Genomic DNA, 12,053 nt, shown 5'->3' on the forward strand with positions numbered 1-12,053 from the left:
CCCACGCCCATCTTTTCGTACACTACCTGTCTTATACAAAGCGTCCTTACTCAGCGAAACCCAAATATAATACCTTTATATAGAACACATATAAAGCGTTCGTTGAAGTACCAGTAATAATGATGCCAATTTGTAAGATAAAACGCAGATTTTACCTCACCCGGAGAAAGGAATTCAGATTATGCAGATTGCAATAAATACAGACCAGAGAGAATTAAAACTTCACGGCAACTACAATTTTCCAGTCTATGTCAGTTTTGAAGTTCTTTCCCAATATGAAAGCGGTTCCTTTTTATGGCATTGGCATCCGGAAATTGAAATGACCCTTGTTTTGAAGGGGGAAATGGACTACCAGATTAACGAAACACTTTATCATATCCGGGAAGGGGAAGGTCTCTTCGGTAATGGGAACACACTGCATACCGGTCATATGCACAATGCGTCGGACTGCACTTATATTTCTACGACGTTTCATCCACGTGCACTTTACGGGTATGACTCCAGTCTCATTCATGAAAAGTATGTGGAAACTATCTTGAAAGATTCCCGTTTATCTTCACTGCATTTTACACGTAATGTACCCTGGCATGCAGAAATACTGGATGACCTTTCTTCCCTGTACCAGCTTAGCTGTGAGAAACCGCCTGTATGGGAAATGCGTATGCAGATGCTTTTGTATCATATCTGGATTCTGATCTGCGAAAATCATAATCCTGCCCCTAACAGCAACGTTTCTTCACAAGTAAAAAATATAGAGCGCCTGAAATCAATACTTTCCTTTATTCACAGCCACTATGCGGAAAAAATCACTTTAGAAAATATTGCCTCTTCCGCTGGTTTATGCCGAAGTGAGTGCTGTCGCTTTTTTAAAAAACATATGAACGAATCCCTTTTTGACTATCTATTATCCTATCGGATTGAACAAAGTCTGCCCCTCCTTTTGGATACCGATCATACGGTAACGGAAGTTTCGGGAATGTCAGGCTTTTCCAATCCCTGTTACTATACAAAAATATTTAAAAAGCAGATGGGGATCTCACCCACGGAATACCGAAAGGTAAAATCCAATGATTCCTTTATATAGCATGGTGTGTTGACAAATTCTCATTTTTCCAGATCTCTACTTGCTCTGTTGATACACCTGCTGCCAGAGCAATCAGATCGACTAGAATATTTTCTTTCAGTAATTTTAAGGCCATTTCTTTTTTTCCTTCATTTACACCACGTTGAATTCCCCGTTCCAGACCGCGTTCCAGACCTCTTCTTTCTGCCCAGTACATCTGGTGATTATAATCTCTCAGCGCCTTCTCCCAGGCTTCATACTCCATGCGTTTCTTATCATCCTCACTCAGATGCATTAATATTTCATAAGCTTCCTTGATATCTTCATTTTTCTCAGCCATTTCCTTAAAATCCTCCTCGTTTTTCCCGCTTAAAAACTTTGCCCACTGGTAAATTGCACTGTCCGGATATGCTCTTTCCCGTATTTTGGGCAATTCCAGTATATGAAATTCCAACTGATCCGTATATAAATATCCGCTGGAATCTTCCCTTAGATGAAAGGAAGAATAAAAATTCTCCATGTCATCAAATAATTTAAAGTCCAGTATCCCAATGTGAATGCACTTCATAAGGGTTCCGTAGGAATCCCCTTCTTTAATTTGTTCCGTATACATTCTGCACAGATAAAAAACGGTTCGCTCAGCCCAATAGTCAAACGGACCAACCTGCATTTCGATATCAATCTGTGCATCATTATTAAAAACCACCCGTACATCTAAGATTCCAACCTTATCATCTTTATACTCTTTCCTTAATATAGTAGGAAGAAGTTTAACTTCTCTGATATCTTTTGGCGTTTTATCCAATAATGCTGCGATAAAGCTTTTGCGGACTCTTTCATTTAGCATTAACTCTTTAAAGCAAAAATCTACCGTTGGAAGCATCACTGTTCTATGAACCTGTCCATCCGCCACTTGTTTTCTACATTCCATCTACCCTCCGCTTCTAAGCGCCTCTCTTTAGTAGGAAATCAATAATCCGGAAGGAATGCTCATAATTACCTGTATCAAAATATACGCTTCCTTTTCTTTAAAAGATGTGCAGATTGACAGATTAGAATTTTTACAGACTAAATCATGTTTGAAAATTTATTCCCCCGGTATTTCCTTATCAAAAGACAGCACTTTAAAATTATGCTGCATACTATATGCATTTTATTTTCTTTGTGAATATTTGGCAGAATTGCCAGAACTACTAAGATATAGATATCTTATCAAATGTTATTTGTAAAGTCAACTACTTTTTTAAACTTTGCTTATTGTTTGTGTGTTTAATTTTAGAGCTGCCCTTATACAGGATCTTATTTCTAACTATTTCCCCTTACTATCTGTTGCAATATAAAAAAACTGCGGGTATGGAACGATCTTAATTTTCATATCGCTCCGTACCTACAGTCAGCATTCTATTCGTCCAAAGCTTGATTTAACTCCTCTGTACCTTTTAACACAAACTTTCCGTCACGGATAATCTCTGTTTTTGTACCATCCGGTTTTACTACCTCAATCAACTGTAATTCATCATACGGTATGGTGATATCTGTATGGCAGCCCATATATGCTTTTCCGATATCTTCTTTCCGTAAGATAGAAACTTCGTTATCTTTGGCTATGACTTCCCTGCCATCCGGATTATGCACCGTGATGTCTTCAGACCAGCTGTAGCAAGTGTCTCCCACAGCAAAATGAGGTCCCATTTTTTCCGCTATGAGAATTGGGAGCTTATCTGCTATCTTATATTTTCTTGCCACTGCGTAGGCCGTGGTATTGGTCCCAATGGCAAATTCCCCCATAGGAAGTGTTTCACGGTGGTACAATACATTTTCTAAAATGTAGCGCTTGTTATCTTCTTCGTTTTCAAAATTACCACATGTATAATCTGTGATCATCCCGTCTTCAAATGTAATGGATAAATCCACAAACTGCAGTTCACCCAGATAAACTTCTTTAACCTGAAGAACCCCGGATGTACCAGCGAGTTGCGGTGAAGTAAATACTTCGCCCACCGGTATATTGACATCTGCCACACAGTTTTCGAAATTTGTCTGTATCGCAGGATCTTGAAGCTCATGGAGCTGAACATTTAAATCCGTATGATTTTCTCCCTTGCCCAGTATATGCACATAGCTTCCCTGGTCCAAAGCCTCTATTATCGTCTGCTGTATTCTTTCATATAACAGATAGTCCAGGGTATTCACTTTAATTATTTCCCGGAATATTTCTTCGAACTGCTCCCCTATCTCCGGGATCGGAAATGCTATGATTGTAAAACTGCGCTCATCACCTTTTATATAGCGGTTTGTGATCTGGGAAGATTCATTGCTATAGAATACCGTTAGCTTTTCCTGCTTCTCGGACATATGATAAGCAGCTGCCTTATTCTCCGGTATAAATGGCTGTTCTCCAAAAATTTCAACGCAGGCAGGTCCCGCATGGCGGTTTGCCAGGTCTTTAAACTTTTCATAGGCTGTTCGGAGAACGCCCAATTTCCGCTCTACAAATGGTTTATCCAGATAAATTGCTTGATCCGCTCTGTGATCATAGTCAAACTGTTTGTTCGGAATAGCACCATAGTAACCAATCCGCAGATGCTGGCGTTTATTAATGCTGTTCACCGCAGCGCGGTAGATCACCGGACGAAGCCCCATCTTCTCAAAGTTTTGTATAGCAGCACGAATCATTCTTTCAAATCCCAGATTATAACGAATATTTACGGTTTCTTTAGCAGACAAATCAATTTTCGCTTTTTCGAATCCAATACGGTATCCTTCTGTATAGGTAGATGCCATGAGATCAATCGTCTCCTGATCCAGGGAATTTAAATATGCCGCTGTTTTTCTTTCATTATCCGTGATATATTCACCGAACTTATAGAGGTAACGAAGATCCGATAAATCTTCATTCATAATAAGCTGCACTGCAAAATCAAGCTCCGGATCAATGGATTCCTGTATTCTTCTGGTTACTGTCAAATCACTGTAATCACTGATAAACCAGTAAATGACCTGCTGGATTTTCTTGTAAGCAGGCAGTTCTTCTTCCTCAAAACAATTATAGATCTCAATAAACACTTCGCAGATAATTACCATGTCCCACATTCTGCCTTCAAAGGCAAACGCAATCATCCCCCGTAGTTCTGTGTAGAGAAAGCTTAATATTCTGCCGTGAATTTCTCCCAGTTTCCTGACTGCATAATCTGGATTTCCATAGCTGTCGGCATAATTTTCAGGAAGAATATCTTCATATAAGGAATGATTTAATTCTTCCCACTGTTCACAGCTGTATCCTTCCGGTTCCCTGCTGCGTATTTTCTCAAACAGTTCTTTCATTTGCATGATAAATGACGCCATTTTTTGAAAATAATCAACAAAGGGTGCCGCTACTGTTTCTTCTGATGCAATTTGGGCAATTCGCTCCATGCAAAGGTCATAACGTTCCTGATAAATTTTCTCTTCGTCCAGATCCATAACATCCTCCTTTACTCCACTACTGTCCGGTCTTAATATTACCATTTGCAATGTTCCGGTCTATGATTTCTTCGCAGAATTCCCAGATAGTCTCAGAACCTCTGTGGGTATCCTTATTCCGGTCCATTATCTGCTTTTCTCTTACTTCATGTTCTCTCCAGGCCTTGCCCTTTGATGCATCATTTAACATCACCGGCTGTACTTTATCCAGGGTCAGGGCAAATTTTGCTTCCGGTGTCTCAGCCAGTTCAAATTCTTCCCATAAATCCCGCATATAAGCAGCCTGATCCTCCGGAAGCAGGTTAAAGATTCGGTCTGCCGCTTTCACTTCACGCTCACGCTTGCTTTCATTTCCTTTTTCATCATAAGCATAAGTGTCACCGGCATCTATTTCAACGATATCATGGATTAATACCATTGTAATTGTTTTTAAAACATCAATTTCTTCATTGGCATGTTCACTCAAGATTGCACACATCATGGCTAGATGCCAGGAATGCTCCGTATCATTTTCGTGCCTGCTGCCATCTGAAAGATAACTTTGCCTGGTGATTTTTTTTAATTTATCCACTTCCATGATAAAATTCATCTGGGCTTCTAATCTGTTCATTTTATTCGCCTACTTTCCTACTCCAATCAAAAATATTGCTACCCATCCTAGAAAAATAACACCATTTAAGATTGCCCCAAGCTTCGGAAAAAAAGATATGGAATTCTTTTCCGTCAAGCTTAAAAAGCCTAGAATTAATCCTGAAAAGGACATAATCATGGCTGTCAGTCCGATGGCTCCCAGGTACTGCCCTCCCTGTCCTCTGAAATAAAAGGACAGATAAGCCAGTACGCAGAAAATCAGAAAGGATACTCCTCCCAGGACGGAAGCTGTAATTCCCCGTTTCGAATGTCTTTTTTCAGCAAATGAATACATTGGTTTCCTAGCCATATATATTTCTCCTCACTCTGTTACAAACGCAAAACACCAGATAACCAATCATACCGCCAATGGTATTCAATAAAAGGTCGTCTACATCAAAACTTCCCACCTTTGAAATAAGCTGGATGCATTCTACAATTAAACTGAACTGAAAGCTCAGCAGGACAATCACCACAAAATGTCTCGTCTTTCGGTTCAGTACCGGAAAAATCGCACCAAACGGAACAAAACACAGCACATTTCCAATAATATTTGTAAACACTGCAAAGAATCCAAGCTGTTCTCTATATATCCAAAAGCGTTTAATCTCTTTTAAGGGTTGTAAGTTATAACTGTATTCCCGTTCTGATAATACTCTGCCATAGCTTTCTGCAAAAAACAGGAAGTATGTCAGTAGGATAAGGTATATGATAAATAAAATTACACTTATCCACTTAATCTTTCTTTTGGTTTCTTTTTTCACAAAAATACCTCGATGTTAAAACATTACATTCTTTTTTGCCCTCAAAAGCTTTGCTCCATGTACAATTAACAAGATTCCGCTTGCAACTCCTGTTACCATAACAGTAATTCCAACTACAATATTGCCTGCGCCTGCATTGCTCATTGTTTTGTAAATCTTCTCATTCATGGTATAGCCTCCTTTTATATTTCAGCGCTTACCGCGCTTAATTATTCTGCTCCGTACTGTACATAATATGCATCTATTGCAGCTTTTAAGGCATCATCAATAATAATTTTGCCTTTATACTCTTTATTATACAGATGTTCTACTACCTCAGCCATTGTTACAATCGCTGTTGTTTCTAATCCATATGTCTCCTGAATTTCCTGAAGGGCACTTTTGCTTCCCTGTCCTTTTTCCATACGGTCTACGGAAACGACTAATCCCAGCGGAGTTACTGCACCCTGTGCTTTGATAATTGGAAGTGTTTCTTGAATCGATGTACCTGCAGTGGTCACATCCTCGATAATCACAATTTTATCTCCATCATTAATTGGGCTGCCCAGAAGAATTCCTTTGTCTCCGTGGTCTTTCACTTCTTTACGGTTTGAACAATAGCGGATGTCTTTGCTATAAAATTCACTGATTGCCATCGTTGTTGCTACCGTAAGTGGGATTCCCTTGTATGCAGGACCAAATAAAACGTCAAAATCAAAACCAAATTTTTCGTTAATTGCCTTCGCATAATATTCTCCCAGCTTGCGCAGCTGTGCCCCGGTACGATAAAATCCTGTATTTACGAAAAATGGTGTTTTTCTTCCGCTCTTCGTTACAAAATCACCAAATTTTAATACCTGGCAATCTACCATAAATTCTATAAACTCCTGTTTGTATGCTTCCATATCATTAACCTCCATTATCATAGGCTTTTTAGCCTTTTTCTAATCTCTTTATCAGCTTGCCGCACCATTGTGCCGTATCATTTTCATCAGGCAGGGCAGAATATTAAATATTCTTACTGATTCTATCATATTTTCTATTTACTTTCAATCAATCTGCTTAAAGAAATTGTCCACATATCCAATCATCGTAAAGAAACGAATATTTTTTAATTGATTGTCAGGATGATGCTTCCCTATATAATAAAAAGCAGCTGTCACACTGACAGCTACCTCTATCCCATATTTTAACAGAGAATTATTGTACCGCTCCTATTAACTCCCGTATATCATCAATTTTATTTTCAGTCATATAATCTTCTATGCCTTTTACAATCTCTGCAGTTGCTGCAGGATTATAAAAATTAGCGGTTCCAACTGAAACTGCGGATGCACCTGCAAGTATAAATTCCAGTGCATCTTCTGCAGTAGCTATTCCACCCATTCCGATTATCGGAAGTTTGACTGCATTTGCCACCTGATAGACCATACGAACAGCTACCGGCTTTATTGCAGGACCCGAAAGCCCGCCTGTTTTATTCGCCAGGGCAAAGCATCTTTTTTGCACATTGATCTTCATCCCTGTGAGAGTATTGATCAGGGACAGTGCATCTGCTCCACCTGCTTCAGCTGCCTTAGCCATCACCGTAATATCTGTTACATTGGGACTTAGTTTCATGATGATTGGTTGCTTTGCCCTCTTCTTTACTTCTCTGGTTATCTGTTCCACTGCTTTTGGGTCCTGTCCAAAAGCAATCCCGCCTTCTTTTACATTTGGACAGGAAATATTAATCTCCAGAAGGTCCACTGGCTCATTCGCAAGGCGCTCTACTACCTGACAGTAATCCTCTGTGGTTTTTCCGCAGACATTTACAATGATCTTCGTTGTAAACTGCTTTAAGAACGGAATATCTCTTTTGCAGAAAGTTTCCATTCCCGGATTCTGCAGTCCTATGGCATTAATCATTCCTCCATAAGTCTCTGCAATTCTGGGAGTGGCATTACCAGCCCACGGCACATTTGCCACACCCTTGGTTACTACTGCTCCCAGGGTATTTAAATCCACAAATTCGCTGTATTCAGAACCGGAACCAAAGGTTCCGGATGCAGTCATAACAGGATTTTTAAATTGTACCCCGGCAATTTCTACACTTGTATTTATCATAATTTCCTCCAGTTACGCATTTACTGCGGCTCTATATTCGGTATTGCGAAAATGATTTTCTTTCGCTTTTTCCTTCAGTGGCGCATTTACTGCGGCTCTATATTCGGTATTGCGAAAGTGATTGCCGCATTTACGGTTTTACAATTCAATTTCTGTTGATAAAAATACCGGTCCGTCTTTACAGATCCGTTTGTTGTGTACCTGGGAATGTTCGTCCAGTTCTTTTGACTGGCATACGCATGCCAGACAGGCACCAATACCGCACGCCATCTTCTCCTCTAATGAGAGCCAGCACTCGATATCATTTTCCTCTGCGTATGATTTCAGTGCACGAAGCATTGGAGTTGGGCCACAAGCAAAGATCACATCTGCTGTAAGTCCATTTTCTTTGATTGCATCCAGCACATTTCCTCTTGTGCCTTCACTGCCGTCTTCTGTAGCGATATATACTTTTGCATAATTGTCTAATTCTTCGGTTAAGAACAGCTCATCCCGGTAACCCATAATGGCTTGTTTTTCCCCTTTTAATTCCTTTGCCAGCTGCACCATAGGCGGAATCCCGATACCCCCGCCGATTAAAAATGCCTTTTTGCCTTCTTCCATGCGTTCCAGCGGGAACCCATTTCCAAGCGGTCCCATAATTTCGATCTCGCTGCCTTTTGTTAATCCGGAGAACTCACTGGTACCTTTCCCCACTACGCGGTAGACGATCCGCAGCGCATTTTGTTCTCTATTTATTTCACAGATACTGATCGGTCTTGGCAGCAGACGGCTGCCGTCCCTGCTGAATACCGATATAAACTGTCCTGGTTTAGCGTTTTTCGTTATCTGTTCAGAATCCAGCCACATACTGTAAACATCTCCGGCTATTTTTTCCTGACTGATAATTCTGCTTTTTTCCTTAATTTTTTCTGCCATGTTATTTCCTCTCTGACTCCTGGAGCGTGTTTGAAAAATGCTTTGCGGGAATGAATTTTCAAACATGCTCTGGCGTGTTTGAATACCACATTTTATTACTTCAGCCTGGCTTTGGTGCACCCGGCGTAAATACCCTGGGCGACACTATCCCCGGTTCTTTAAAGCGCCGTCAATATCTGCAGCCATATCTTCTACGGCTGCCCTGGAAGCCTCACCAAAATTTTCTGCTCCAAATTTTGCATATTGTTCCTGTTTGTAAGCAGCAATGATTCCTCTGGAAGAATTTACGATAGCCCCCAGACCATCTTCGTTGAAGAAATGTACCAGATCTGCGCCCTTACCACCCTGCGCACCATAACCCGGTACCAGAATATAAGTTTTTGGCATGATTTTACGAAGAACTTTTCCCATCTCGGGATAGGTTGCACCCACAACGGCTCCGATGTAGCTGTAAGAATCACCCATGCATTCCTCACCCCACTGAGCAACTTTTTCACCCACTAACTCATAGAGGGGCTTATTTCCTACCAGCTGATCCTGGAATTCCCCGCTGGACGGATTAGACGTTTTTACAAGGATGAATAACCCTTTTTTCTCTTCTTTGCAGACATCGATAAATGGCTTAATCCCGTCGGAACCAAGGTATGGATTCACAGTTGCAAAGTCTTCATCAAAAGCTGTATAGGTTTTGCTTCCCACCTGTACTTTTCCCAAATGTCCCACTGCATATGCTGCCGATGTGGAACCGATATCGCCTCTTTTTACATCTCCAATTACTACCAGGTCTTTTTCCTTACAATAATCTACGGTCTTTTTAAATGCCTTTAATCCTTCGATACCAAACTGCTCATACATAGCAATCTGTGGTTTAACAGCCGGTATAATATCATAGGTGTGATCCACAATTTCTTTGTTAAACTGCCAGATAGCCTCTGCAGCTCCTTCTAATGTCTCACCGAATTCTGCATATGCTTTCGTTTTAATATGCTCTGGAATATAGCCTAACATTGGGTCTAATCCTACTACGATCGGTGCGTTTGTTTTCTGTATTTTGCTTATTAATTTCTGAATCATTCTTTCCATTCCTCCTGGTTTATCTGATTATTTATCCTTATATACGATCTCACCGTCACAGATGGTTACTTTAACCCTGCCGGATACTTGTCTTCCGTCAAACGGTGTGTTTTTCCCTTTTGAAGCAAAATCTTTTTTATTGATCGTATAGACCTCATCCGGGTCAATTAACACGATATCTGCAGCTTTTCCTTCTGCAAGTGATCCACGGTCCGCCAGTCCCGCTATCTTCGCCGGATTGTAGCTCATTTTCTCCGCCATCTGCATTGGGGTAATGATGTCCTTTTTTATAAGTTCAGTTATTGTCAATGCCACCGCTGTCTCAAGTCCTGTAATTCCAAACGGCGCACGTTCTATGGATTTTGCTTTTTCTTCTTCACTGTGGGGCGCATGGTCTGTGGCAATAACATCCATCACGTTATTTTTTAATCCCATCAATAAAGCTTCCCGATCCTCTTTCGTCCGAAGAGGCGGATTCATTTTATAATTTGCGTCATTTTCCTTTATATCATCAGATGTAAGGGTAAAATGATGTGGGCATACTTCTGCAGTTACACGGACGCCGTCCGCTTTTGCCTCTTCCACCATCCTGACACTGTCTTTGGTGGAACAATGGCAGAGATGAAGTGCCGCTCCTGTTTCCTTAGCCAGAAATATATCTCTTGCCACAATCACGTCTTCTACCGCATTGGTAATTCCTTTTAAATGCATTTTTTTGGTATGGCAGTCTGCGTTTACAACACCGCCCTCCACCAGATCAATATCCTCACAATGAGCAAGTACCGGTATATTATTAGCAGCAGCAATCTGCATCGCTTTGCGGTAAAGTCTGGAATTCATAACGGATTTTCCATCCTCACTGATGGCAGGTGCACCCGCTTCAATCATTCCTTCAATATCAGCCAGCTCCAATCCCTCCTGGCCTTTTGTAATCGCGCCTACCTGAAGCACATGGATTACCGAATTCGTCTTTGCTTTATTCATGACATAACGAAGTCTTGTCTTATCGTCGGTTACCGGCTTGGTATTTGGCATGGCAAGTACAGTTGTAAATCCGCCCTTTGCTGCGGCTAATGCACCAGACTCAACTGTTTCTTTGTAAGTATACCCCGGATCTCTTAAATGTACATGCATATCGATCAGTCCGGGCATTACATAATAACCGGAAGCATCAATCGTTGTATCTGCTTTTTCTTTCAGATCCCTGCCTACTTTTTCAATCTTGTCACCTTTAATCAGGATGTCACACTGGTCGTCCAACTTCGTATCCGGGTCAATCACCCTGCCGTTTTTAATTAATATACTCATCTTGGGATTCCTTTCCTGCAATTATTCGAGCTTTAAAATTCCTGGGACTGATATGGCCAGATAAAATCTGACCCATTCCCAGGACAACTGAATAATGACTTTTCTCTTCCTTCCTGCCTTTTTATCTTATTGCTTATAAAACTGCAGAATTTTCCATGATGACTTTATTTTATCATAATCGCCAATAAGCCGCAAGTAGTTACAAAAAAAAGCAAGAACCCCATTTTCAGTGTTCTTGCTCTATTTTCCCTATTTTGTTTTCAGACTTTTCAATTTATTTTTATATTTTCTGGACATTAACTTTTTCTGTAACTTATATTCTTTCTTATGCAGTCTGCCGATCTGTTTTGCATCAGTATCCAAAACCTTCTTCATTTTGTCTGACTGCATCTTCGCGCTGTTTCTCACAGATAATGCAATAATTAAAACGCCAAGTACTGCCTGTATGATCAGCACAAGTTTTTCTTCCATTTCTTCATTCAGCTTCATAACAATCTCCTTTGCATTTTATTTTGTAATTATTTCGTTTTATATTGTAATGATATATCTGTTCTCTTACTCTATAGTTTCCTTATGTAAAGGTTATTCTATTCCTGTTTTATTACTTATCCTGAATGTTGTATCCCCACAATCCGGTAATTATTTTTCTGAATTTATGATAGCATTTCTCACAGGAAAAAACAAGACATTGCATTAGAGCGTGTTTGAAAATTCATTCCCGCCATCTGCACGCCCCACTTTGCGGTATA

General features: G+C 40.4%; 14 protein-coding genes. 1 reads left to right on the plus strand and 13 read right to left on the minus strand.

What is annotated here, in order from left to right; translation table 11 throughout:
• Positions 1–181: 181 nt before the first annotated feature.
• The gene (locus ACH2DQ_RS29095; protein WP_394916010.1) at positions 182–1,084 is read left to right on the plus strand and encodes a helix-turn-helix domain-containing protein; all 903 of its coding nucleotides are present in this window, start codon (positions 182–184) and stop codon (positions 1,082–1,084) included.
• Here ACH2DQ_RS29095 and ACH2DQ_RS29100 read toward each other — a convergent pair.
• The 13 genes from ACH2DQ_RS29100 to ACH2DQ_RS29160 form a co-directional block, all read right to left on the minus strand.
• Positions 1,077–1,994 (minus strand): Rpn family recombination-promoting nuclease/putative transposase, encoded by a 918-nt coding sequence (locus ACH2DQ_RS29100; protein ID WP_394916009.1) that lies wholly within the window; start codon positions 1,992–1,994, stop codon positions 1,077–1,079. The genes ACH2DQ_RS29095 and ACH2DQ_RS29100 overlap by 8 nt on opposite strands.
• Before the next feature lie 470 nt (positions 1,995–2,464).
• Complete coding sequence (locus ACH2DQ_RS29105; protein WP_394916008.1) at positions 2,465–4,525, minus strand: aminopeptidase; 2,061 nt, start codon at positions 4,523–4,525, stop codon at positions 2,465–2,467.
• A gap of 19 nt (positions 4,526–4,544) precedes the next feature.
• Positions 4,545–5,135, minus strand: coding sequence for an HD domain-containing protein (locus ACH2DQ_RS29110; RefSeq protein ID WP_394916007.1), 591 nt, complete (start codon positions 5,133–5,135; stop codon positions 4,545–4,547).
• 9 nt (positions 5,136–5,144) lie between these two features.
• Complete coding sequence (locus tag ACH2DQ_RS29115) at positions 5,145–5,465, minus strand: DUF6142 family protein (protein ID WP_394916006.1); 321 nt, start codon at positions 5,463–5,465, stop codon at positions 5,145–5,147.
• Positions 5,458–5,919 carry a VanZ family protein gene (locus ACH2DQ_RS29120; protein WP_394916005.1) on the minus strand — a complete coding sequence of 154 codons (462 nt, stop codon included), beginning with the start codon at positions 5,917–5,919 and terminating at the stop codon, positions 5,458–5,460. The genes ACH2DQ_RS29115 and ACH2DQ_RS29120 overlap by 8 nt, the downstream gene beginning before the upstream one ends.
• Positions 5,920–5,934: 15 nt before the next feature.
• The gene (locus tag ACH2DQ_RS29125; RefSeq protein ID WP_394916004.1) at positions 5,935–6,087 is read right to left on the minus strand and encodes a hypothetical protein; all 153 of its coding nucleotides are present in this window, start codon (positions 6,085–6,087) and stop codon (positions 5,935–5,937) included.
• A 41-nt stretch (positions 6,088–6,128) separates the two neighbouring features.
• Positions 6,129–6,803: an orotate phosphoribosyltransferase gene (pyrE, locus tag ACH2DQ_RS29130; protein WP_394916003.1), complete on the minus strand. Its 675-nt coding sequence runs from the start codon at positions 6,801–6,803 to the stop codon at positions 6,129–6,131.
• 295 nt (positions 6,804–7,098) lie between these two features.
• Positions 7,099–8,001 carry a dihydroorotate dehydrogenase gene (locus ACH2DQ_RS29135; RefSeq protein ID WP_394916015.1) on the minus strand — a complete coding sequence of 301 codons (903 nt, stop codon included), beginning with the start codon at positions 7,999–8,001 and terminating at the stop codon, positions 7,099–7,101.
• A gap of 141 nt (positions 8,002–8,142) precedes the next feature.
• On the minus strand, positions 8,143–8,922 hold the full coding sequence (locus ACH2DQ_RS29140; RefSeq protein ID WP_394916002.1) for a dihydroorotate dehydrogenase electron transfer subunit: 780 nt from the start codon (positions 8,920–8,922) through the stop codon (positions 8,143–8,145).
• A gap of 144 nt (positions 8,923–9,066) precedes the next feature.
• Positions 9,067–9,996 carry an orotidine-5'-phosphate decarboxylase gene (gene pyrF, locus ACH2DQ_RS29145; protein WP_394916001.1) on the minus strand — a complete coding sequence of 310 codons (930 nt, stop codon included), beginning with the start codon at positions 9,994–9,996 and terminating at the stop codon, positions 9,067–9,069.
• A gap of 27 nt (positions 9,997–10,023) precedes the next feature.
• Positions 10,024–11,304: a dihydroorotase gene (locus ACH2DQ_RS29150; RefSeq protein WP_394916000.1), complete on the minus strand. Its 1,281-nt coding sequence runs from the start codon at positions 11,302–11,304 to the stop codon at positions 10,024–10,026.
• 249 nt (positions 11,305–11,553) lie between these two features.
• Positions 11,554–11,793 carry a hypothetical protein gene (locus tag ACH2DQ_RS29155; RefSeq protein WP_394915999.1) on the minus strand — a complete coding sequence of 80 codons (240 nt, stop codon included), beginning with the start codon at positions 11,791–11,793 and terminating at the stop codon, positions 11,554–11,556.
• Positions 11,794–11,972: 179 nt separating this feature from the next.
• Positions 11,973–12,053: DUF6783 domain-containing protein (locus ACH2DQ_RS29160; protein ID WP_395028822.1), on the minus strand; the 81-nt coding region annotated here is incomplete at its 5' end.

This window comes from Robinsoniella sp. (assembly GCF_034124845.1).

Excerpts from the sequence above, each read along its gene's own strand:
- pyrE (WP_394916003.1), bottom strand. The coding sequence starts at position 6,803 with ATGGAAGCATACAAACAGGAGTTTATAGAATTTATGGTAGATTGCCAG.
- ACH2DQ_RS29110 (WP_394916007.1), bottom strand. The coding sequence starts at position 5,135 with ATGAACAGATTAGAAGCCCAGATGAATTTTATCATGGAAGTGGATAAA.
- ACH2DQ_RS29100 (WP_394916009.1), bottom strand. The coding sequence starts at position 1,994 with ATGGAATGTAGAAAACAAGTGGCGGATGGACAGGTTCATAGAACAGTG.
- ACH2DQ_RS29125 (WP_394916004.1), bottom strand. The coding sequence starts at position 6,087 with ATGAATGAGAAGATTTACAAAACAATGAGCAATGCAGGCGCAGGCAAT.
- ACH2DQ_RS29105 (WP_394916008.1), bottom strand. The coding sequence starts at position 4,525 with ATGGATCTGGACGAAGAGAAAATTTATCAGGAACGTTATGACCTTTGC.
- ACH2DQ_RS29095 (WP_394916010.1), top strand. The coding sequence starts at position 182 with ATGCAGATTGCAATAAATACAGACCAGAGAGAATTAAAACTTCACGGC.
- ACH2DQ_RS29155 (WP_394915999.1), bottom strand. The coding sequence starts at position 11,793 with ATGAAGCTGAATGAAGAAATGGAAGAAAAACTTGTGCTGATCATACAG.
- ACH2DQ_RS29150 (WP_394916000.1), bottom strand. The coding sequence starts at position 11,304 with ATGAGTATATTAATTAAAAACGGCAGGGTGATTGACCCGGATACGAAG.
- ACH2DQ_RS29140 (WP_394916002.1), bottom strand. The coding sequence starts at position 8,922 with ATGGCAGAAAAAATTAAGGAAAAAAGCAGAATTATCAGTCAGGAAAAA.
- pyrF (WP_394916001.1), bottom strand. The coding sequence starts at position 9,996 with ATGATTCAGAAATTAATAAGCAAAATACAGAAAACAAACGCACCGATC.
- ACH2DQ_RS29115 (WP_394916006.1), bottom strand. The coding sequence starts at position 5,465 with ATGGCTAGGAAACCAATGTATTCATTTGCTGAAAAAAGACATTCGAAA.